This is a genomic window from Pseudorhodobacter aquimaris (assembly GCF_001202025.1).
Classification (GTDB): Bacteria; Pseudomonadota; Alphaproteobacteria; order Rhodobacterales; family Rhodobacteraceae; genus Pseudorhodobacter; species Pseudorhodobacter aquimaris.
On the sequence record NZ_LGHS01000047.1, the window covers coordinates 16557 to 38906 of the forward strand.

A 22350-nucleotide genomic window follows, 5' to 3' on the forward strand; every position below is an offset into this window, starting at 1 on the left:
AAAAGGAAAATCCCGATGAAATCCCTACTTACAACGCTGGCGCTGACAACGGCGCTGACGCTTCCCGGCCTTGCTATGGCGCGGCCGGTCACGCTGACCACGCAACTGAGCAATTACGGCGGCGATGGTGCCTATCTTGCGCTTTACGTCACCGATTCATCGGGGGCCTATGCAGGCACGCTGTGGATGGCGGGTGGCAAGTCGAAATACTACGATAGCCTGAGCGACTGGTATCGTGCCACCGGCGGCGACCCGGCCCAGATCAACGGCATCACCGGGGCAAGTGTTGGCGCAGGCAGAACGCTGGAGATCACGCTGGATCTGGCCGACGCACTGTTTGACGCGGGCTATACCCTGCATATCGACGCCGCAGTCGAGGAGATGCGCAACAGCCCGAACGAGGTTGCGGTGCCGTTGACCACGGCCGGTGCCGGAACCGCCGTGAAAGGGCGTCGCTACGTCGCCAGCTTCACCTACGACATGTAAGAAAGGCAGGGCCATGATCCGCATGTTTCACCGTTGGCCGGGTCTGTTGGCCCTTGCCCTGATAACCGTTCTGGCGCTGAGCGGCGCTGTGCTGTCGGTGTTTCCAGCTGCCGAGCGTTTGACTGCGCCGCAGGTCGAGGCCGGACTGACCGTGGCCGACCTCGCGGCGCGCATCCAGACTGCCTATCCGGGGGTTGAACAAATCCGGCGCGCGCCGTCGGGCCGGATCACTGTCTATTGGTTCGAGGGCGGCACACCGGGGGCGGCGGTCGTCGACCCCGCCACCGGCCAAGGTGTCAAATCGGCGGATCCCAATCGGTTTGAACGCTGGATGACCAACTTGCACCGTTCGTTGTTCCTGGGCGATGGTGGACGTATCGCCATGGCAGCAGGGGCGGCGGCAATGCTGGTGCTGGCGCTGTCTGGCGCGGTGCTTGTGGTGCGGCGTGCCGGCGGCTGGCGGCGCTGGTTCGCGCCCTTGCGCGGGCCGCTTTCGGGGCGGCTGCATGTGGAAATTGCCCGTATCGCCATTGTCGGCCTTGTGCTGTCCTCGCTTACGGCGCTGTGGATGGCCGCCTCCACTTTTGGTTTTCTTCCCGATGGCGGCAGCGCGCTGAGCTATGCAGCGCCAAGTGGTCAGACGGGCATGATGCCGGGTGCAATTGATCTGCTCGGGCAGACCCCGGCGTCAACGCTGCGCGAGCTGAGCTTTCCCTATCCGGATGATGCCACCGATGTCTTTACGCTCAAGACCGACAGCGGCACCGGATATCTCGACCAAGGTACCGGCGCAGTGCTTGGCTGGGCCGATCTGACCGGGTGGGAGAGCGCGTCGGAGACCATCGTGATGCTGCATACGGGACAGGGCGCTGCCGTTCTTGGGCTGGTGCTGGGGCTGATGGCGCTTGGCGTGCCGGTGATGGGGGTAACGGGTGTAGTGATTTGGCTGGCGGCGCGACGCGGCAGGCCGCAGATCCGGGGCAATCAACCCGCCGGGCAGGCGCAGACGATCCTGCTGGTCGGCAGCGAGGGCGGCAGCACCTGGGGCTTTGCGGCAACGCTGCACCGCGCGCTGACCGAGGCCGGGCAAACTGTTCATGCCGCACCGATGTCGGCTTTTGATCCAAAACGCTATGCGCGTGCGGACCGTATTATTGTGCTTGCCGCGACCTATGGCGATGGGGCTGCACCTGCCTCGGCCAGAGGTTTTCTTGACCGGCTTGCGCAGGGTGACGCCGCCCCCGCAATCCCGCTCGCGGTGCTTGGCTTTGGCGATCGCAGTTTTCCGCAATATTGCACCTTTGCAAAAGCGGTAACTGCTGTCGCCGAGGCCAAAGGCTGGCAACAGCTTCTTGCCTTCGACACCGTCGACCGCCAATCGCCGCAGGATTTTGCCCGCTGGGGCCAGGCGCTTGGGGCCGCTATGGGGATCAATCTCGATCTCACCCACCAACCGGTGGTGCCGCAATCGCAGCCTTTGACGCTGATTTCTCGCCGCGTTTACGGGGCCGAGGTGCAGGCCCCGACTGCAATCCTGCGCTTTGCGCTGCCAAAGGCGTCGCTGTGGCAGCGCCTGACGGGCCGTGGCTTTGGTCGGTTTCAGGCGGGCGATCTTCTGGGCATCCTGCCCGAGGGTTCAACGCTGCCCCGGTTCTATTCGCTGGCCTCGGGGCGGCGCGACGGCTTTGTTGAGGTTGTGGTCAGAAAGCTGCACGGCGGCCTTTGCTCCGGCCAGCTCATGGCGCTTGAACCCGGCGACAGCGTGGCCGCCTTCCTGCACCCCAATCCCAGTTTCCACGCGGACCGCAGCGCTGCACCGCTAATTCTGATCGGGGCGGGCACCGGCATTGGCCCGCTTGCAGGCTTCACCCGTGCCAATGCCCGCAAGCGCCCCATCCACCTGTTCTTTGGCATGCGACACCCCGACAGCGACTTCCTTTATGACGCGGAGTTCGGGGTCTGGCAGGCGCAGGGTCACCTGACCCGACTGATCACAGCCATATCACGCGGGGCCAGGCCGCATTATGTTCAGGACGCGTTGCGCGCCGAGGGGGCGGAGGTTGCCCGACTGATCCAGAGCGGCGCGCGCGTGATGGTTTGCGGCGGACGAGAGATGGCCGTCGGGGTCGCTGACGCGCTGGCGGATATCCTCGCCCCCGTTGGGCTGACGCCAATCGCATTGAAAGCAGAGGGGCGTTATGTCGAAGATGTCTACTGACCTTATGCGCCATGCGCTGAACGGCCCCACCATGGGCACGCGCTGGTCGGCGTTGTTTCATGCAGCCACAGGATTTGATCCTGCGTCCGTGCAGGCGGACCTTCAGGCGGCGGTGGCGGAGGTGGATGCGCAAATGTCCACCTGGAATCCCGCCAGCGATCTGATGCGTCTGAACGCGGCACCTGTCGATGAATGGGTGGCAGTTCCGGCGCGGCTGATGACGGTTTTGCGCCTTGGCTTGAAAATCGGGCGGGCGACTGATGGGGCGTTTGATATTGGCATGGGCGACGCCGTGGCAGCGTGGGGCTTTGGTCCGCAATGCGCAACACCCGAAGACATCCGCGCCGCGATGAGCGCGCCGCGCTTGCCTGCGCATGCGGTGTTGGACCTTGATGCAGCGGGGCGGGCGCGCAAGCGTGCCCCGATCACGCTGGACCTGAACGGGATTGCAAAGGGGTATGGTGTCGACCGACTTAATGAGGTGCTGACCGGTTTCGGCATCACCTCTGCCCTTGTCGGCATTGATGGTGAGATGCGGGCGCTTGGGTTCAGGCCAGACGGCACCCCCTGGACGATCGCGGTAGAGGCCCCCGACATGGCGCGCCGCACGCCGCATTCCATCTTGGCGCTGCAAGACGCCGCCGTGGCGACGTCGGGTGATTACCGTCACTGGGTCAATGTGCAGGGACGCCGCCTGTCGCATACCATGCACCCAACCAAAGGCGCGCCATTGGTGGCCCCGCCTGCCTCGGTCACCGTCATTGCCCAGACCTGTGCCGAGGCCGATGCCTGGGCGACCGCGCTGATGGTTATGGGCTTGGACGATGGTGCGACGCTTGCCCGACAATTTAGGCTCGACGCGTTGTTTTTGCTGCGTGACAATACGGATAGCATTCGAAGTATGGCTGTTGGGCGCATGTTTGGCCAAGCGGTGGATGGCTTGGCAAAAGAGGGTGACTGGTGAGAAGCTGGCGAACACGGACGGTTGTAAGGCGCTGAAAACCCCCGCCCCGGTCAGATAAGTAAACCGGGGCGGCGATTGGCAGCCTTGCCGCAAGCATCAACGGTAGCGCAGGTTACGGTCTGACCATCCCGGCCATATCAACCTGTACCGCCTTGCCCAGATCGGCCAAGCTGTCTTGCAACAGTTGGATCGCGTAATGCGGGTTATGGGTATAGGCGCCGGGGTCTTTGGCGATGAACTGATAGTTATAGGCCGCTTTCAGCAGGCGCGGTGTCCAGCTTTGATAGCGGTTCGGAAAGATCGCCTCGCCGGGGGTGATTGCGCCATTTCCATCCGTGTCGATGAAGAAATACGGGAAGGCGTGCGGGTCATAGACAACCGGCGTCCCCGCAACTTCGGCGGCGTATTTCTGGATCGCGGCCCCCAGCATGGCGTGCAATGTTGTGATCGAATGGGCAATACCCTGCGCCGTGTCGCCTGTTCCGGTCACGTCCATTTCTGTGCTGCGAATATCGGAATATTTGGTCGCCCCCTTGTGGCAGGTCACGCAGGTGTCAATCGGTTTTACCTTCAGGCTGTGCTGGTTGTGGCACGACAGGCAGGTCGATGGTTCCTCTTTCACATGGATGAAAATGCCGGCATAGGTCTGGCCCTCATACTGATAGCCGCCCGCCGCCACGCTGCCCATCTGGGTTGCCGCCGCCGCTTTGTAATGGACGTTGATGAAGGTCAGATCGCCCGCGACCACATCATCCTCGCGCCCCGCAACCGCTGCCGTTACATCCGTACCCGAGGCGCGACCCTGATGGCAGGTGGCGCAGATCGCCTCTTTGCCCAGCCCATCAACACGCGCGCCCGAGGGGAACACCACGCTTTGCAGCGCCATGGATTTCGGGTTGTGGCAGGTCACGCAATCCACGGTCGAGCCCAGCGGCTGCGGCTGCTCGATTACATTCACCGCGCGCAGATCCGTGCCCAGATAGTCGATGATCCCGCGGCTGGTATGGCAGGTCGAACATTCCTTTGGCACCATGCGGATGTCTTCATCATTCCAGTGCTTGAAGGCTTCGGCGCTGCGATCGGCATGGGGCGAGGACAGCCACGCCTCAGTGATTTTCCCCAGATCGGGCTTTTTCTTTTCCTGTGCTGTGGCCGAGAAGCCAACTGCGATCAGGCCGCATAAGATGATGCTAGGCGCGAGTGTTTTGGTTATCCAATGCATATTGATCCCCCCCTGGGAAAGCCACTTTATGGGCATTTTGTTTTCAAGAAGGTGGTCGGGATAAATTTCAATGTCATTGCGGCAGATCATTGCAGGCTGGAATATCATCAAACATTTATGGACTGGACACGCCGCGCTACGAGTCGAAAAGCCCGCACCAATCTGGCGCGGGCTTTCGGGTCTTGATGGTGGTGTCGCTATGCCACGGCTGTTTTGGCCTTGGCTTCAGCCCTGTGTGCTTTCGTAGCGGCTGGCACCCGCAGCAGGCGCATGGCGTTGAGGATGACGATCAGCACCGACAGTTGGTGAACCAGCATGCCACCGGCCATGTGGATCGAGCCGGAATAGACCCCAAACAGCAGCCCCACGACCGTCAGCACCGCGATCACAAGGTTCTGGCGCATGTTGGCCAAGGTGGCGCGGGCGATTTCCATCGCCTCGGCGATCTTGCCCAGATCGTCGGTCATCAGCGCGATATCCGCCGTCTCGATGGCGATGTCGCTGCCCGACGCACCCATGGCGATGCTGATATCAGCCGCCGCCAGCGCCGGTGCGTCGTTGATACCGTCGCCGACCATCGCCACGTGCAGGCCTTCGGCGCGCATTGCCTGAATGCGCTCCAGCTTGTCGTCGGGCATCATCCCGGCATGCACTTCGTCGACGCCGACCGCCGCTGCAATCGCCTCGGCTGCCGGGCGCTGATCGCCGGTCAGCATCACCACGCGGTGCACCCCAAGGGCGTGCAACCGGTCGATCATCGGCTTGGCACTGGCGCGCGCCATATCGGCCAGACCAAGCAGACCCACCACTTCGCCATTGCGCGCGACGATCACCACCGTATGTCCCAGCCCGTGCAGCCGGGCTATGCCATCTTTCGCTTGCGCGTTGAAGGCGATCTTCAGGTGATCGAACAACCGGTGGCTGCCGACGGCGATCTCGTGACCGTCGTGGCGGGCAATCAGGCCCATGCCAGCGATCTCCTCCAGCGAGGTGGCGGTTGGCAGCGGGCCCTGCTTGCGCGCAGCCTCGATGATCGGACGGCCCAGCGGGTGGTTCGATCCAGTCTCGGCGATACCTGCCCAGAGCAGCACATCGGCCTTGTTTTGGCCTGCCAGCGCGATGACTTCGGCCAGACGCGGCTGGCCTTCGGTCAGCGTGCCGGTTTTATCCAGTGCCAGCGCGGTGATGCGCCCGGCGTTCTCCAGATGCTCGCCGCCCTTGATCAAGATACCGGCGCGGGCCGCACGTCCGATCCCGGCCACGACTGACACCGGGGTCGAGATAACCAGCGCGCCAGGGCAACTGACCACCAGCAGCGTCAACGCCAGCTCGACGTTGCGCGTGACGATATAGCTGACCACCGCCATCACGAACACGCCCGGCGTATACCAGCGCCCGAAGGTTTCTATCATCCGCTGCGCCGGGGCCTTGGCCTCTTGCGCCTCCTCAACACGGGTGATGATCCGCGCCAGCGTGGTATCGGCGCCAACGCCGGTGGCACGCAGGTGCAGCAGACCGTTTTCGGCCAGAGTTCCGGCGAAGACCTTTGAGCCGGGAGATTTTTCGGCCGGGATCGGCTCGCCGGTGATCGAGGCCTCATTGACCGCGGCGGTGCCCTCAACCAGCTCGCCGTCGACCGGCAGGCGCTCACCGGCCCTGACCAGAACGGTTTCACCAAGTTGCACCTCATGGGCGGCCACTTGAACCGTCTCACCATTGCGCAACACGGTTGCAGTCACAGGCGCAGCATCAATCAGCGCCTTCAGCGCGCCGCGTGTGCGGCTCATCGTGCGGGACTCAAGCCAGGCGCCCAGCATGAACAGGAAGGTGACCGCGGCGGATTCCCAGTGGTTGTTGATGAACAACGCCCCGGTGGCCGCCACGATCACCAGCAATTCGATGCTGAGATGGCGCAGCTTCAGTGACGCCCAGGCCCGCAGGGCAATGTCATACCCGGCCAGCACGGCAGCAATGGTCATCAGCGACGCCCAAGGGGCGGCCAGTCCAAAGCCATACCAAGCGACCAGTGCCGCAGTGATGAATACGCCGCTGGCGATGGTCAGCCATTTACGCCGATCGGCGGGATGTCTGTAAATATCCATGAGCCCGGAAAACATATGTTCTCTCCTTTCAAGATAAGCCCCACCGCGTGGAAAGCGGTGGGGTGGAGTGGTAGAAGGATCAGAACGCCGAAGGTTTGGCTGTGTAGCCGGTCTTGGCGATGGAGTTGACCAAAGCCGCCACGTCGGTGAGCGCCGGGTCGTGGTCGACCTCGATCCGCCCGCTCGCGAATTTTACCTCGGCATTGGTTACGCCGGGCAACGCCAGCAGCGCCTTTTCGATCTTCGGCACGCAGGAGGGGCAGGAAAGCTCGTCACTGCGCAGTTTCGTGCGGATTGTCGTATCGGTCATGGTGAAATCCCTTCAGTGGATTGTGGTTGCGTCTGGATCAGATATAGCCTCTCATTTTGCGCACATGGAGTGGCGAAATCGGAAAGGTGTCCTTGCATGAATGCACAGCTTGCCAATTGGGACGATCTGCGGGTGTTTCTGGCCGTCGCGCGGGCGGGCAGCCTGTCGGGGGCGGCGCGCAGCCTTGGCGTCAACCATTCCACGGTGTTCCGGCGGGTCGCGGGCCTTGAGGAAACGCTGGGTGTGCGGCTGTTCGACCGGTTGCCGACCGGCTATGCGCTGACCCCAGTGGGCGAGGAAACGCTGGGTATCGTCGAGCGGATCGAGGACGATGTCACCGCGCTGGACCGCACCGTCACCGGACAGGATTTGCGCCTCAGCGGCACAGTGCGGATCACCGCGATCGACATGCTGGCCTTCTGGTTGCTGCCGGATCACCTTCGGCGGTTTCGTGAAACACATTCGGGGATCGAGGTGGAAATTGTGGTGGGCAACGAGGCCCTCAACCTGTCGCGCCGGGAAACCGATATAGCCCTGCGGATCGGCAACACCCCGCCTGAAACCTTGGTGGGACGAAAAGTCGGACAGCTGGAGTTTGCGATCTACGGCGCACCCGACTATTGCGCGGCGCACCCGGGCGCAGACCTCGCACAGCAGGACTGGATCGGCTTTGATAGCGCCCATGCACCGCTGACGCGCCAGTTGGAAAAGCTTCTGCCCGGCATGCGCCCGGCGGTGCGATCAAACTCGGTGGCCTGCGCAGTGCGCCTGGCCAAGGCCGGGCTTGGTCTTGCACTGCTGCCCTGCGCCATTGCTGAACTCAAACCCGACCTGATCCGCGTCGCAGAACTGCCTGAGTCCTTCGGCCTTGATCTGTGGCTGCTGACCCACGAAGATCTGCGCCACACCGCCCGAATCCGCGCCGTGCTGGAATTCCTGACACCGGCACTGGCGGAAAGCCTAAAAAAATGTACCAAAGGGCCGGAAATCTGATCCGAACGTTTCATCGGCCCGGATATACGACACTGGGCCGCAGCGTACGCTGCGGACTGGGAGTGCATCCCTATTCTGGGATCCGCAGTCTCAAAGCCGCAGGAGATGCGTGTAGGGCCCTCAGCTCGACAATTTCATCCGGTCGACGATAGGCAGAGTAACGATAACGGCAAACGTGCCTTCGCCTGCTCCGCCCTCAAAGTTGACAGTTCCGCCATGCAGTTCGGCAATGCGCAAAACAATCGAAAGGCCCAGGCCACACCCTTGCTGCCCGCTCCCCGCCACACGGTAAAATCGATCAAACACCCGCTGCTGCAAGTCCGAGGAAATACCCGGCCCGCCGTCGGTGATCCGAAGAATGACAGCCTGATTGACGGTTTCGACGGAGGCCGTTACCTCGCCACCCTCAAGGGTATAGCGAACCGCATTATCAAGCAGATTGCGCAGCATGATCCGAAGAAGATCAGCGTTCCCGTTCACAACCGCCCGACCACAAAGCATGTCAGCGGCCCCCAGATCGATACCATCGGTTGCGGCTTTCGGCGCTATTGATGCAACGCATTCGATCACCAAATCTGATATGTTCACGGTCTCGCAGGGGCCGATGACCGCTTCCTGCTCCAGCCGTGACAGCACAAGCAGCTGTTCCACCAGGCGGGTGCCCCGGTCGGCACCTTCGATCACCCCGTCGATCGCCAATGCGCACTTTCCGGGGTCTCGTTCTTGCCGGGCGACCTGAGCATGCGTTTTGATGGCTGCGAGCGGCGTGCGCAACTCATGCGCCGCATCAGCGGCAAAGCGGCGCTCGCGATCAAGAAGCAGGGCGATACGGCCAAACAGCTGGTTAAGTGCTTCAAGCAGCGGCCGGATTTCATCGGGCGCGGCACCAACGCCGAGTGGCTGCATGTCATCGGGGCTGCGTCGCTCCACGGCGGAGGTGATGTCCTGCAACGGGCGCAGTCCCCATCCTACAGACAGCCAGATCAAACCTGCAAGAAGCGGAATCGCAATCCACAGCGGATGCAGGATATGAACGGCCACGAGGTCGGCGAATTTTCCTTTTACATCTTGGCGCAGCGCCACTTCGATACGTCGCCCCGCACCGTCCGATGTACCGAACACGCGCCACATCTGACCATCATTGGCTGCATCGCGAAGCCCTTGTTGCCAACGGCCCGTTGGAAAATTCGATGAACCCACGGTTCCGCCTGTCGTGCCAACTGGGCCATGCTGCACACGAAAGGCAATCATCTGATTTGCATCCGCGTCCGGTTGTTGCAGCATAGGTTCCGCAAGATCGCCCTGCGGCAGGCGGTCGAGCAAGATAATAAGCAGATCGGCTGACTGCATCAGCTGGGTGTCCAGCATCTCATCAATCAGCTGTCTTGTGTCGAGATATGAGAAAAGTGCTGTGGCCAGCCAGGCCGCGACAATACTGCCGCCAAGAATCACCAGCAGCCGTTGGCGCAGCGAGCGGATCATTTGTCATCTGCCGCAATGATATAGCCCACACCGCGGACCGTGCGGATGAGGTCGGCATAAAGCTTGCGCCGCAAGTTGTGGATATAGACTTCGACCGTGTTGCTGCCGATCTCTTCGCCCCAGCCATATAGGCTGTCCTCCAACTGGCTGCGGGTGCGCACCCTTCCTGCATTCATCATCAGTGCTTGCAGGGTTGCGAATTCGCGTGCTGATACCTCCACCGGTTCGCCATCCAGAAGCACGGCGTGGCTGGCGGGATCAAGCACGACCCTGCCGCGCTGCAAAAGCGGGCCTGACGCACCTTTTGACCGGCGCAGAAGTGCGCGCAGCCGGGCCTGCAGTTCGGTCAGCTCGAACGGTTTTACCAGGTAGTCGTCGCCCCCTGCATCAAGTCCGGCAATGCGATCCGCAAGGGTGTCGCGCGCCGTCAGCACGAGAACCGGGGTGCTGTCCTTCGTCGCACGCAGCCGTCCGAGCAGGGTGAGCCCGTCGATGCCCGGCAGGCCGAGGTCGAGGACGATACTGTCATAGGAATTGGTGCGCAAAGCCGCTTCGGCATCAAGGCCGTCGACGACCCAGTCGACTGCCCAGCCAGCCTGGACAAGACCTGCGGCCACGCCCTTGCCCAGAAGGCTGTCGTCTTCAACCAGCAGAATGCGCATGGCCCGAATGAACTCCTGTTTCCCCGATTTTCTGCCGCCCGAACACTGAACGTCAGAACCGGTGGCGAAGCAAGCACGGGCCACGATCGCTTGCGGCCCGTGCGACTTGTGTCTGTGATCGGCTGGATCAGTCCAGCGGCTGCCAGCCTGGATGCTCGAAATGCTCGCCATAGGCATTGAGGGCCTCAACGACCAGCACCGCACCGGCGCGGGGCTCGCTGCCTGCCTCCATGTCGGATGCACCTTCGATGACCTGACCGAGGACGCTGTGAAGTTGCTCATCAACAGCTGGCTCCAACACACAGTTCTCGATCATGAAATCTGTCTGCGCCATCACCTCAGCCGCCAGCGTCTTGTAGTCTTCAGCGGGCAGGCGATCTTCGTGAATCGCGTCGAGATTGGCGGCGAAGGCCGTCCGGATGGCGTCCATGCCCTTGAGCATGTTGTCGTCACCCTGCCATTTGGCGCCAGCGTTCAGTGTCAGGGCGAGCTCGCTTGCGGCATGCCCGTCATGAGATGTGCTTTGTGCGAAGCCGGACACAGGGGTCAGCGAAAGAGCAATCCCGAATAAGGCGGGGGCAATATATTTTACAGTCAGCATTTGGATCTCCTTCAAGGATCGTTTCGGCATCTCGTTGGACGCGCTGGACCCTGTCTGATCTCCTTCCCTTAAATGCCGCTTAAGAGCATCGCACCTGAGCGCCTCGAAAGGTGTTTTGCGCAGAATGAGGATGTTCAGGCATTTGCACGGCCTGCCAAGCAGGCGCTGTGGCTCGGGGTACAGCTTTCTGCCATGTCGGGCTACAATTGGCATGTACAAAAGTGTCCATTTCCCGCCTGTAACCCCGACCGGTCGCATCGGAGTATGAGTGCCGACCTTCCCGCTATGAAAATCTGCTGCGACAATTCGCCGCTGTCGGGCGCAACGCCTGAGGAGGTCAGTCACGCCCGCAACTTTGCCCAGATCGACCTCAAGAATGAGGTGGCGTCTATAAAATTGCGAAGGCTATCCAGTCGATGTGCTGATCTTATCGTCTTTGGGTTTTCTTACCCCCCCTCATCTTCATCCCAGCGAAACCCTGAGATCGGCAAGTGCCTCGAGTTGCGCTCTGACATGGGTTTCCAGAACCCTTTGCATGATCGCGGCATCGATCATTACCGGCACCCCGGACCGCGTTTCCACCGCTGCTGCAACCTCAGCGGCCATAAGCGCCGCCACTCTGCTGGGCCAGGTGACCCAAGTGTTGCGTTCCTGCCGTGCCAGACGGAATACCAGTGCTTCAGCCCGGGCGCGGTCGACCAGCGTGCCCTTCCGCTTCTGGATCGCCAGTTGCTTTTCCTGCGCCTGGTAAACCGTCAGCGCCGTACGGGCTTTCAGATAGGATGAGCTGTCGGCCGGACCCGAAAATCCACTGTCGCCGCCGCTGCGACCGGTGCTGCGCCGTTGCTGGTCCGGGTCCGTCATCTCGGCCCGGCGCACGTCAGAGGCCGCCGCGTTGATCGACCCATCGTTGTAAACCACCAACCGACTGGCTTTGCGGGCCTTCTGAATCGCCCCGCGCGAGAGGCCGGAATGGGCGGAATACTCGCGCTCGGACATACCTTCCATAGCCGCAAATTCTCCGATCAACGCAATGATATTGCTTGGCATTAACTTGATTATACTCGGGGATCGAGCGAATCTGATTGCACCAGAACGATGCAACTCACCCCGGAGACCAGACCATGACCACCCGCCGCGCCACCACACAGAACGACAAAGCCCTGAACGCATTTATCGCCGCAAAAGCCGACATCGACGCCTTGCTGGCGCGGCTGACCTCTCTCAGCAACGACCACTTCGAGACCAACCCCGACGAGATCAACTGGGGCGCTGTCGGCACCCTGACCCATTACGCCAGCCTGCTGCGCCAGATCACCGACAGCGCCTTTGGCGAGGGTGAACACGCCAAGTGACGGGGGGCCGCATCCCATCAGCCCCGCGATGGCGGGGCTTGGCCGCGTAGAAGGGCGACACACCGCGCGCCCGAACACCGGAGCCCGCGATGACCAAACTCACCGAAACCCAATCCATCATCCTCAGCGCCGGTGCCCAGCGCCTCGACAACATCGCAATGCCGTTGCCGAAGGGGCTGCACGGCGCGGCCGCGAAGATGGTCGTTACGAAGATGATGACCCGCGGCTGGCTGCAGGAGGTCGACGCCAACTTGCGCAAGGGCGAGCCGCTCTGGCGAGAAACTGGCGATGGGCATGGCACCACGCTGGTAGTCACTGACGCGGGCCTGCTGGCCATCGGGATTGAGCCGGTGGTGGTGCAAACGATGGCCGCGATCCGCAAAAACGCGAATATCGCGCCAGCGCCCAAGCCGCCAACCCCTCGTGCAGGGACCAAGCAGGCGCTGCTGATCGCGCTGCTGCAAGCTCCCGAGGGGGCCACGATGGAGGCGATCATCGCGGCCACAAATTGGCAGGCGCATACCGCTCGTGGGGTAATTTCCGGGGCGCTAAAGAAGAAGCTGGGGTTGGTCGTGACCTCGGAGAAGGACCTCAGGCGGGGGCGAGTGTACCGGATCAGTCAGCCGGACTAAAATCTGCGCAATAGCGGCAACGATCCTTTATCGGTTACACATGGCTTTGAATGGCGACACCGTTATAATCGCCCCCGAGCTGGCTGCAGAGTTTCGGTCGCTCCGAAAGGGTAGTGACCATGCTGAAGTTTCCGCCGCCAATATGGACCCTCCTATTCTTGCTCATCACGACGGGCGCAAGCTACCTGGCCGGGTGGCCCACCGCACCTCTCTTACACAGCCCCTCCGTCGGAATCGGACTCATCGTGCTCGGTTTCATTGCTCCGGTTTGGGTCTCGATCCTGTTCCGGCGTGCGGGCACTCAGATCGATCCCACTTCGGCTACCAACAACAAGCTGGTCACCGATGGACCTTTTCGGTGCTCGCGCAACCCCGTGTATCTTGGCCTCGTTGTCCTCAGCCTCGGAGTAGCTGTGGCGACCGGCGCTATTCTTATATTCGTCGCGCCCTTCCTGATGTTCGCGACTGCGAATTGGGTCCATATCCCCTTCGAAGAAGCCAAGATGCGCCGCCAGTTTGGCCCGGCTTTCGACAATTACGCGCGAAAAGTAAGACGGTGGCTTTAGCGCTTCGCTTGTTAGGGCTGCGTGGCAAAATCCGTACCGCGGCCGGGCGTCTAGCATGACCGCTTCACTGGGATATCTGGTCGAGCGCCATTGGCTGAAGAGATAGCTCGCTCCGCGCTCATCCCAGTAGCCAATTCCCACCGCCGCACTGCCACGTCGCAGTAGACCAGGTCCAGCTCCATCGCGAAACAGCGCCGCCCAGCGCGCTCCGCGGCGACCAGCTGAGTGCCGGAGCCGCAGAACGGCTCATAGATCAGATCGCCGGAATCGCTGAATGCCGTCAGCACCGCCTCGACCAGAGCCACCGGAAACACTGCCGGGTGCGATCCGGCGTCACCCAGCCCGCCCTTGTGGCGCATGGTCCGGAACACAGAGTCCGGAATGCGGTGGCTCTGGATCGCGTTGCCGGTTCCGGTTTTGGCGTGGACGGTGCCGTCGGCTCCGCGGAGCCCACCGCCGCCGAGGGTTTCGCCCGCGTGCTTGGACGGGACGGTCTTGTGGGGTTTGCGGGGCGCGCGGTTGAAGTGGAAAATGAACTCGTGCGACGGCGCCAGGCGGCCGTTCCAGTCGCCCGGCAGGCCCGGGCCCTGATCCCAGACATACCAGCCAAACCGTCGCCAGCCAGAGGCGCACATCCATTCCACCCATCCTTCCCAATAGGGTTGCCATTCACTGTCGCGATGCACGAGGCCAAGGTTGACCAGCAGCTGCGCATCAGTGGTGACCGGCGCTGCGGTGAACACACCCTGCATCAGCGCATCCCAATTGCCGACCTTCTCTTTCGCCGCCCCGTAATCGCGCTGCTGGGCATAGGGTGGCGAGGTGAACATCAAGGTCGCTTGTTCCCCCTGCATCAGCTTGGCGACGGCGGCGGGATCGGTCGCATCGCCGCAGCAGAGGCGGTGTTTGCCCAGTACCAAAATGTCGCCCGGGCGGGTGATCGGTTCGGCGGGCGGGTCCGGGATCGTGTCCGCCGCATTGTCAGAAATCTCCGGTCGGTCATCGGTGTCTGCCAGTAAAGCGTCCAGTTCATCTTCGGGGATCCCGATCAGCCCGAGGTCAAAATCCTCGGCCAGCAGCGCCTGCAATTCCTGCAGCAGCAGCGCCTCATCCCAGCCGCCCAGTTCTGTCAGCTTGTTGTCCGCGATCCGGTAGGCCCGGCGTTGGGCTTCGGTCAGATGGCCCAGAATGATGACCGGTACTTCTGTCAGCTTTGTCAAACGGAAAACGGAAGTGGATTCAAAGGCTTCTCCGTGGGTGGCTTCCGCTGTCTGGCTTCTTGTTCAGGTGGCTTCCCTGGATTCCACGGGGTGGATTTTACTGTTTTTGTCAAGAATCCACCTTCAGAGGATGATCTGCCCCGTAACCATCTGTTATATAAACGTTTAATTTCAAGTGCATCTCGGGGTGGCTTCCAAGTGGATTCCCCGGTGAAGAAGCCAGTCGCTAGCGAAATGCCGCGCTGCGCCCCCCCGCATACGTTTGGGTCTGGGTAGGAACCATGCCGAGGGGGGGGGAGCATGCAATCAATATCAATTGGCGGCTGCGCCCAAAGACTTGTTGCCGAATGCTGCTGCGCGGATCAAGATCACGTGGACACCTATTGGTCGGTACCTTCAAGAAACAAATTGCAGCTAACGTGAGCAACCGCGAGCGTCTCTCCGCAGGAATGGGCATGGCGTGACAAGAAGGACCACTTAAGCGTGTGGTCTGACGTCGGTCCCTCTTGGTAGTAGGGTAAATCCGCGTCCATCATCGCCCTTACCGATTTTACGAGCTGCGCGATGTTTTTTTTCCGAATATAAGAAATTACGATTCCTCTTCCTTCCCTTCCGGTTGTGTACCGGCCAAGAAGCTGCGATAGGCCGCTGACATGATAAATAGGTCCGTCATAGATTTTTGCTTCAAATAGCTTCTTTCTAATGGGTGTGCAGTGGTCCAAGGAGACAGTGATGTCTACATGGCCATTCGAGTTTGCCTCTTGAAGCACGGTAACGCCAGGTAGTTTAAGTGGGCCAATAAATGCGCTCGACAAACCTTCCTCGTTCAAAGGGGCAAAGTTTTTTTTGTTCACCTCTAAATGCTCGACCGCCTTTTCGATGAATGCGTCAAAGGCTTTGTCGAACTCGTCCTCAGTGCTGGCGCAGATGAGATCGACGTAGTCTGGAGATTTCTTCATTAAGAGTTCCGCAAGAGCCAGAACCGAGTTCGGATTCACAGTCAAAATACAAGCCCTTCCGTGAACTCCCACCTGATTTCGACGCTATTGGCCCAGTTGCGCCATTCCAATTCTGTGATTCTTCCTCGCTTCCACGCGGCCATCATTTTGAATGTCTCGGCGAGGTCACTGGTTCCGGTTGAGGCGGAACTCGGGAAGAACTTCATTTTCAAAATTGGACGCTCATAGTCTGTCAATGCTGAAACTACAGAAAGGCCTTGGATTGTTTCGGACGATGCATCGTGTGCAGCAGCCTCGATGTGCTCGAGCTGAACAAAATTTCGGTTCTCGCGCCTAGCTCGTTCAAATAAATTCTGGCCGATCTTCACCATGTTCGGCATGCCCTCAAAGTGACGGAGCAGTGTATCCCTGAGTTCGTGTGGGAGTTGACCGCCATTAAACAATGGCAAGTTGGCACTCTGCTGTTCCAAGTCCCACGGCTGGTTCGTCAAGCCATTAATCGCTAGTCCTACTCTGCCAGGATCATCCAACAATACATAGTGCCAAGTCCCGTGTCCGCTGGTGTGGTTCACCGCCTCGACCCAGCGCTCTGCAGCCTTTGCCTTTACATCGGCATCGTCATTGACGCGTCCTTTGATCTCTATGATCACATTCAGGTCTTTGTCGGTAACGACAATGAAGTCAGGTATGTATCGTGAGACAACGCCACGGTGACGGTAAGGAACAGCGAAACCGAGCCTATCGTTTTTGACCCACCGTCTCACGCCAGGATGGCTGTCCAGAAGAAAAGCGGCGCTCTGCTCCCACTTTTCTGTATCGGCGACCATCGCGTTTAGGTGGCACCGATTGACCGCGTAGATTGGCTTGGTTGTGTGAAAATCGACGTTCACTGTGCTTCCGCGGCCTGCAGAGCCGGTGGGAATGACCGCGACCTCACGCTCTCCTGTCTTCGAACCTTTCTTGATCGCTTCAAGCAGGGAGCTGATCGCGGCCTGCATGTACTCACCGACCAACAGCACGTCCCTAGGCAAGCTGTCACCTTTGAGATCAAGCTTCTCGTCGAGGAAACGCTTCGATGCGAAAGCAACCTTCGGGAAGAGCTGCTGAACTGGGACAGCTTCAGCACCATTGTCTGCTTGCCAGCGAGCGCAGACCTCTCGAGCCAGCCTGAATGCGACTTGTTGATCGCGAAATCTCGCCCGCCAGTCTTTCAAGGACAGGACTGGTCGCTCGCCTGGCCCGAAAACTGCCAGTGAGCCATCCGGAGAAGTCAGCGGCGTGAGTTCGACCATCTGCGGGATCCTCAGCGGATCGATGGTGACCTTGGACACCTTGGACCAGTCGACGTGAACATCGAACTGTCCCGTTTGGTGGTAGCCAGTCACAACCGGAAAGGTGATCTCGTAGTCAGCTTTCTCGGGGACGGAAAAAATGTGGTTCGGATCGGGCTGAGGTGGCTGCGGACCAACCGGTTTGACCTTGAAGGGGATCAACTCGAACGGCACCCCAAAGATCTTAGCCGTTTCCTCGGCAAACATCTGGGTTTCTTCATTCAACGCATAGCTTTTGCGGCGCAGCGCTCTACCGACCACCTGTTCACACAGGAGTTGTGACCCGAATGGCCGCAGGCCTACAATGTGCGTGACGGTGTTTGCATCCCACCCCTCCGCCAGCATGGCGACGGAAACGATGCATCGTACATCACGACCAGGCGGAATGCGCTCGTCGATCCACTTGAGAGAACCGTCGTTGTCATCGCTTGCGACCTTGTCATTGTGCTTGCGGACTAGTTCCGACCAATCTTCGGGGATCCTGCCACCAGGCCAAGCAGCTTTGCCCACAGTGTCGAGGATGAACCGAAGGCGCTTTGTCTCATCCTTCGAGCCACCTTCCTCAATGTCCGCCATCACCTTCGAGTCGATTCGGACGGTCACTTCCTGTCCAGGTGCGTTCCGGAACCAGCTAGGCGCAACGCCGTAGCTGTCCTTGCCATTCGCCAACCAACCGTGGACCTCCTTGGCAACCGCTGTGTCGCGGCAGACGACGATGAACACAGGTGGTACTGGGTGCTTCTGCTGTTGCTTGGACAGTTGCTCCCATTCCGAGAACCGTTGGTACCATTCTTGTGCCAGCAGGTTAATCGGCGCCGACGCGTAGTTCATCACGATTTCAGGCGTGATGTTGGTTCCCAGACCATCTTCCTTGGCCTTTGCCTGAACCCACCGCCAGATGTTGAAGTACGCCGCCTCTTCTGCCCCCGATACATCTCGAGCAGGCAACTGAGGGATCTTCACCAGACCCGATTCAATGGCATCGAGGAGACTGAAGTCTGAAACGATCCAAGGGAATGGTTTACCTACCTCGTTTCCAGATCCTTGAATGTAGAAAGGCGTCGCAGAAAGGTCTACACATAGGTTGATCCCTCGCCTGCGGCCACCGCTAGCCAGCTTATTGATCCTGTCCAGCGCTTCAACCCAGATGGTCGCCTCACGGGCGTTCTTGATGGCGAGATCCTTGTCCTCATCCAAGTTTTCTTCTGTCGACGCATCACCTCGGCGATAGGCGTGGTGTGACTCGTCGTTGAAAACAAGCCAATGGGCGCTCCGCCCTTTGCCGCTGCCCAATTCTCGCTTAATGCGCTTAAACCATGCCTGATCGGACTCGAAGTACTTCGTCTCGACGCTCTCGTTGGCCTTGCCTGCGTTCTTGACGACCTCGGCCGGGACTCCGGTTTTCACGACCTTGGCGCTATCGCCGTTGACGGTGTTCGTTTCCTTTTTCGCCAGACGATGCCAGTTGGCGATCATGACTTCGCCGCGGCGAAGCTCTTCCATACGATGAGGCGGGACGAGCTGCCGGGTCCGATACAGGCTGATATCGCCCAGCGCAGGGTCCAGTTCCTGCAACCGCTCGCGGATCGTCACGTTCGGACAGACGATCAGTACAGTGTCTGAAAACCGGTCGTCGCGCGGCGAGGCAACGCGGTTCAGGATCGACCAGGCTGCCAGCATGCCCATGACGGTCGTTTTGCCGCTGCCTGTCGCCATCTTGCAGGCGTAACGGATAAAGGCTCGGATACCGGCCGCCTTTGCCTCTAACCCGGGCTCGTCGCGGGGGATTTCGGGAACACCTTTGCGGTAGGCGTCCTTTGCCTCAACGAGGAAAATGATCGTTTCAGCCGCTTCGATCTGCGCGAAGAACAGCCTCTGTATGCGCTGATCACTGCGCCAAAGCTCCAGCAGTTCCCGTGTAACAGGGGAGGCGCCATCATAGGGCACGCCACCGCTGTGGATGCCCGCCCGCCAATCCTTCACACGACCGCGGATCGCATTGACGATCTCAAGCTCGACCTCTTCGCCTGCTTGGCTTTCGAACAGTTCCGCTTGATTGCGGTCAAGGCGGCCCCGGCCGGAATGCTCCGGCACGCGGTAGAAGTAGCTCGCGCGCCGACGACCCTCTGCCTTGAAGGGGGGCTTGGCCTTCTCGATCTTCCAGTGAACCTGCGGTTCGCTAAACGGCGAGTTTATGATGACCGGTTGATCTTCGGGGATCGGTTGGGGTGCGTCTTGTTCTACTGCCGCGATCATCAGATGGCATCCTCTTCGCCGCGGGTCGCCATCAGCTCGTTGCCGCGTTCATCGACCACTTTTACGGCGATCCGCTTCTTGTCGCCCAGCGCGAAGGGTTCGCTGACCGTCCCCGCGAGGTGCGACCATACGCTGTCCTCGAACTGGCCCTTCAGCGATTTCTGCAGATTGTCCCAGGCGCTGGTCTTGGGGAAGAACACTTGGCTGGCATAGAATGCCATGCCATTGTGATCAGCGTCGAGCATCCAGCAGGGCAGGTTTTCGGCGTCGATGTGTTCCGTGTCCATCAGGTGCGGCAGGAAGATGTCGAGTCCGAGGAGCTGCACGCGATAGAGTGGCGTGCCATCGGCTCGCTGTCCTGCCTTCTTCAGACGAACATCCGGAAGACCGGTGATCGAGAAGATTTCGCTGTTCTTCGACGTCTTCAGCAGGTCCGACATGACCACATCTGGCGTTACCGCAATGTAGGTGGTCGCTATCTTCATCTTAGGCAAAATTTCGCGCGCCTTGGCCTGGATCGCGAAGCCGAACAGGAACAGCTGGCCAAAGCCTTGCTGCATCGCCTCGATCGCGGCGTTGAAGACGTAATCCGATCCAATGGCGCCGTCCTCGGGGCCGAAGGCAATGGCGATAGTTTTTTCGCTGCCGTTCTTCGCCACGGCCTCGGCGTGCAAATACTCCCGGTCGGCCAGAGGGCGGACGTTGTCGAGTTGCAGCGTCTCGTTGCCGGGCAGGCTGAGCGATTTGCTCTGTCGCAGCACCTCGATCATCCGGTCGAGATAGGCACGCGGGCTTGAGGATTGCGGCTGCGCTGAGGCGCCCTCGGTATCCTCTTCCATGCTCATCGCGGCCTGGATCGTCGCCTCGACGGTGAATGGGCCGCAGACCCGGGTAATCTTTTTGTTTTCAGAGGGCAGGTCAGAAAGCTGGATGGTCGCAGGGTCGTCGTTGTTCACGATCGATTTGAGAGTGATGCGCGGAACTAACCCGCCGATTTCTTCGCCTTTCCTATTCTGCTTCCGTTCGAAGACGAAGCCGCCAGCTGGTCCTCTCTGTGGTTCTTTCAGTCGATACCAAGGGAAGGTGCTAGTAAGGAGGCGCTGTCGCGCTAACGCAATAGGAACACGAGAAGTGTCTATCGTGATCCACCGACGCCCCCATTGTTCTGCTACTACTGCGGTGGTTCCAGAGCCGCAGGTCACATCTAGCACCAAGTCACCTGGGTCGGTTGCCATCAATATGCAGCGTCTGACCGCCGACAGAGCAGTTTGCACCACGTAGACCTTCTTGCCGCCGAACTGGTTTTGCCCGAGGGTGTCCTGCCAAATGTTCCCCAAGGGGAATACGGGGAAATCTGAAAACTTTCGCACATAAGCCAAGGAGTTCTTGGTCGCGGTGATCCGGCCTTCAGCAAGGAGCTTTTTCATGCCGTTTTCGTCGGTTTTCCAGTATCCAGGCTCGGGTCTGAATATCTTGCCATTGAATTCGACATCATACCGTGATCCAGGATTCTGGGATGTGATATTGTCGAAAGCAACGAGTTCAGCTCCCTCTGGAAGTTGCAGTTCGCCATCTTCATCTTCGAATTGGCTTGCAGGGGCCGCTGTCCTATCCGCGAGCATGACACGCGTGTAACCTGTGGCACCTTGCTGCCCTCGCACCTTGTGCATGAACAGAGGATTGTATTTCAGCTGTGCCTTGTCTCGCGCATACCAGAGAATGGTGTCGTATATGCTGGAAATGAGCGTTGACGTGGAAGAGGTCGTCTTCTGAAAAGCAATTGCCGACACGAAATTTTCGGCACCGAAAACCTCATCAAGGATTTCGCGAACGTGATGGATGTTGTCATCAGAGATCTGTAGAAAAATTGACCCCGAAGGATTCAGGACTTCCTTTGCCAGCGTCACCCGATCCCGAAGATAGGTTAGGTACGAGTGCAGCCCCAATTCCCAAGTGTCGCGATAGGCCTTCACCATTTCCGGCTCGCGGATCATCTGAGGGTCAGAGTTGTGCGCCACACGATTATCCCGCACAAAAGGCTGGAAGTTCGACCCGAACTTCACGCCATAGGGCGGGTCGAAATAGATCATCTGAACCTGACCGCCCATTCCCTCGTACTCGGTGAGCGAGTTCATCACCTGCAGTGAGTCGCCAAGGATCAGGCGGTTGGTCCAAGGGCCCTTGTGCTCGTAGGCGTCCAGCCGGTCGGCGATGTCGAGGTCGAGATCCCCGAACAGGTCCAGCGTCTGCCCTCGCGCCTTGTGCGATTTCAGCGTCTCGAGGATCGCCGACGTCGAATGACGCTCGTGGACGAACAAGGGCAGCGTCGGCACGCTGATCTGCTGCCGTTCTGCCTTACCCGCCCAGTTCAGGAATGGCTTCGTCAGGCTGCGCAGCCGCGCCGCGCATTGTGACAGTGAAGTGAACCGCTCCTCCGTTCCCTTCCAGACCTGCGGCTGGGCAAAAACCGTGGCCTCTCCCTTCTCGGCCGCATCCGCCACGAGGTTCAGCAGCCATTCCGCAAACGGCCGCTCGCCGTTCTCGTCCCAAGTCAGTTCCGGCGCGAGGCTGGAATCGTAGCGATAGGTCTTCGGCGGCTTGCGATGCGAAAACTGCGCCTCGACCCCGACATCGGGACGCAGAACTGCCTGGTCGGCATGGGCATAGGCGCCAGACCCGGCCGCCGATGTGATGGGCGCTACTTTGGGTTTAGCGGGCTGCTGTACCATGGAGGCGTCAATATCCGCCCGCGAGACCGAGCCACCCTGACCGCGCCCTTTGGCAAGGACACCCTCGGCGACCAACTGATCCCGGATCGCGTGATAGTCTTCGTCCGTCAGATCCGGCTGGTCTTCACGCAGCAAGGCAATCAGGGCGCGATTGCCGATGGTGGAGCCATCTTGGGGAATAAGGGCAAGGACAAGATCACGCAGGGAATCGGACATATGGAACCTTCGGAAGGGACGGCTGTTTCGGCCAAGCTAAAGAGTT

18 protein-coding genes are annotated in these 22350 nt (G+C 60.1%); 7 read left to right on the forward strand and 11 right to left on the reverse strand.

Features of this window, described 5'->3' with window-relative positions; translation table 11 throughout:
• Positions 1 to 15 precede the first annotated feature (15 nt).
• Genes AKU94_RS07840 through AKU94_RS07850 form a run of 3 tightly spaced genes read left to right on the forward strand, consistent with a single transcriptional unit; the run spans position 16 to position 3668 of the window.
• Positions 16 to 486 carry a DUF2271 domain-containing protein gene (locus tag AKU94_RS07840; RefSeq protein ID WP_050526746.1) on the forward strand — a complete coding sequence of 157 codons (471 nt, stop codon included), beginning with the start codon at positions 16 to 18 and terminating at the stop codon, positions 484 to 486.
• A 13-nt stretch (positions 487 to 499) separates the two neighbouring features.
• Complete coding sequence (locus tag AKU94_RS07845; RefSeq protein WP_050526747.1) at positions 500 to 2704, forward strand: PepSY domain-containing protein; 2205 nt, start codon at positions 500 to 502, stop codon at positions 2702 to 2704.
• A complete protein-coding gene (locus AKU94_RS07850; RefSeq protein WP_050526748.1) occupies positions 2685 to 3668 on the forward strand; it encodes an FAD:protein FMN transferase in 984 nt (327 codons plus the stop codon). The genes AKU94_RS07845 and AKU94_RS07850 overlap by 20 nt, the downstream gene beginning before the upstream one ends.
• A gap of 112 nt (positions 3669 to 3780) precedes the next feature.
• Here the strand turns inward: AKU94_RS07850 and AKU94_RS07855 are convergent, their stop codons facing one another.
• The 3 genes from AKU94_RS07855 to AKU94_RS07865 all read right to left on the reverse strand — a co-directional run bounded on the left by AKU94_RS07855 (position 3781) and on the right by AKU94_RS07865 (position 7302).
• Complete coding sequence (locus tag AKU94_RS07855) at positions 3781 to 4890, reverse strand: polyheme membrane-associated cytochrome C (protein ID WP_083444998.1); 1110 nt, start codon at positions 4888 to 4890, stop codon at positions 3781 to 3783.
• 197 nt (positions 4891 to 5087) lie between these two features.
• Positions 5088 to 7007: a heavy metal translocating P-type ATPase gene (locus AKU94_RS07860; protein WP_050526749.1), complete on the reverse strand. Its 1920-nt coding sequence runs from the start codon at positions 7005 to 7007 to the stop codon at positions 5088 to 5090.
• A 64-nt stretch (positions 7008 to 7071) separates the two neighbouring features.
• Positions 7072 to 7302 (reverse strand): heavy-metal-associated domain-containing protein, encoded by a 231-nt coding sequence (locus tag AKU94_RS07865; RefSeq protein ID WP_050526750.1) that lies wholly within the window; start codon positions 7300 to 7302, stop codon positions 7072 to 7074.
• A 96-nt stretch (positions 7303 to 7398) separates the two neighbouring features.
• Here AKU94_RS07865 and AKU94_RS07870 point away from each other — a divergent pair, with 96 nt between their 5' ends.
• Complete coding sequence (locus AKU94_RS07870) at positions 7399 to 8295, forward strand: LysR family transcriptional regulator (protein ID WP_050526751.1); 897 nt, start codon at positions 7399 to 7401, stop codon at positions 8293 to 8295.
• Between the two features lie 120 nt (positions 8296 to 8415).
• Here AKU94_RS07870 and AKU94_RS07875 read toward each other — a convergent pair whose 3' ends face one another.
• The 4 genes from AKU94_RS07875 to AKU94_RS07890 form a co-directional block, all read right to left on the reverse strand.
• Entirely contained in the window at positions 8416 to 9777 is a 1362-nt protein-coding gene (locus tag AKU94_RS07875; RefSeq protein ID WP_050526752.1) for an ATP-binding protein, read from the reverse strand.
• Entirely contained in the window at positions 9774 to 10439 is a 666-nt protein-coding gene (locus AKU94_RS07880; RefSeq protein ID WP_050526753.1) for a response regulator, read from the reverse strand. Before AKU94_RS07880 ends, AKU94_RS07875 begins: the two co-directional genes overlap by 4 nt.
• 127 nt (positions 10440 to 10566) lie before the next feature.
• A complete protein-coding gene (locus AKU94_RS07885; RefSeq protein ID WP_050526773.1) occupies positions 10567 to 11040 on the reverse strand; it encodes a hypothetical protein in 474 nt (157 codons plus the stop codon).
• A gap of 462 nt (positions 11041 to 11502) precedes the next feature.
• Complete coding sequence (locus AKU94_RS07890) at positions 11503 to 12048, reverse strand: hypothetical protein (protein WP_050526774.1); 546 nt, start codon at positions 12046 to 12048, stop codon at positions 11503 to 11505.
• Between the two features lie 116 nt (positions 12049 to 12164).
• On the opposite strand from AKU94_RS07890, the gene AKU94_RS07895 reads away from it, so the two are divergent.
• The 3 genes from AKU94_RS07895 (at position 12165) to AKU94_RS07905 (ending at position 13593) form a co-directional block, all read left to right on the forward strand.
• On the forward strand, positions 12165 to 12395 hold the full coding sequence (locus tag AKU94_RS07895) for a hypothetical protein (protein ID WP_050526754.1): 231 nt from the start codon (positions 12165 to 12167) through the stop codon (positions 12393 to 12395).
• Positions 12396 to 12484: 89 nt separating this feature from the next.
• On the forward strand, positions 12485 to 13027 hold the full coding sequence (locus AKU94_RS07900; protein WP_050526755.1) for a DUF3489 domain-containing protein: 543 nt from the start codon (positions 12485 to 12487) through the stop codon (positions 13025 to 13027).
• A 119-nt stretch (positions 13028 to 13146) separates the two neighbouring features.
• On the forward strand, positions 13147 to 13593 hold the full coding sequence (locus AKU94_RS07905; RefSeq protein WP_050526756.1) for a methyltransferase family protein: 447 nt from the start codon (positions 13147 to 13149) through the stop codon (positions 13591 to 13593).
• 50 nt (positions 13594 to 13643) lie between these two features.
• Here AKU94_RS07905 and AKU94_RS07910 read toward each other — a convergent pair whose 3' ends face one another.
• From AKU94_RS07910 to AKU94_RS07925, 4 genes are all read right to left on the reverse strand, one after another.
• A complete protein-coding gene (locus AKU94_RS07910) occupies positions 13644 to 14813 on the reverse strand; it encodes a DNA modification methylase (protein ID WP_232295725.1) in 1170 nt (389 codons plus the stop codon).
• 380 nt (positions 14814 to 15193) lie between these two features.
• Positions 15194 to 15817, reverse strand: coding sequence for a hypothetical protein (locus tag AKU94_RS07915; RefSeq protein ID WP_050526757.1), 624 nt, complete (start codon positions 15815 to 15817; stop codon positions 15194 to 15196).
• Positions 15814 to 19359, reverse strand: a complete 3546-nt coding sequence (locus tag AKU94_RS07920; RefSeq protein ID WP_198144866.1) for a BPTD_3080 family restriction endonuclease — start codon at positions 19357 to 19359, stop codon at positions 15814 to 15816. The genes AKU94_RS07915 and AKU94_RS07920 overlap by 4 nt, the downstream gene beginning before the upstream one ends.
• The gene (locus AKU94_RS07925; RefSeq protein WP_083444996.1) at positions 19359 to 22304 is read right to left on the reverse strand and encodes a site-specific DNA-methyltransferase; all 2946 of its coding nucleotides are present in this window, start codon (positions 22302 to 22304) and stop codon (positions 19359 to 19361) included. The genes AKU94_RS07920 and AKU94_RS07925 overlap by 1 nt, the downstream gene beginning before the upstream one ends.
• Positions 22305 to 22350: the final 46 nt, after the last annotated feature.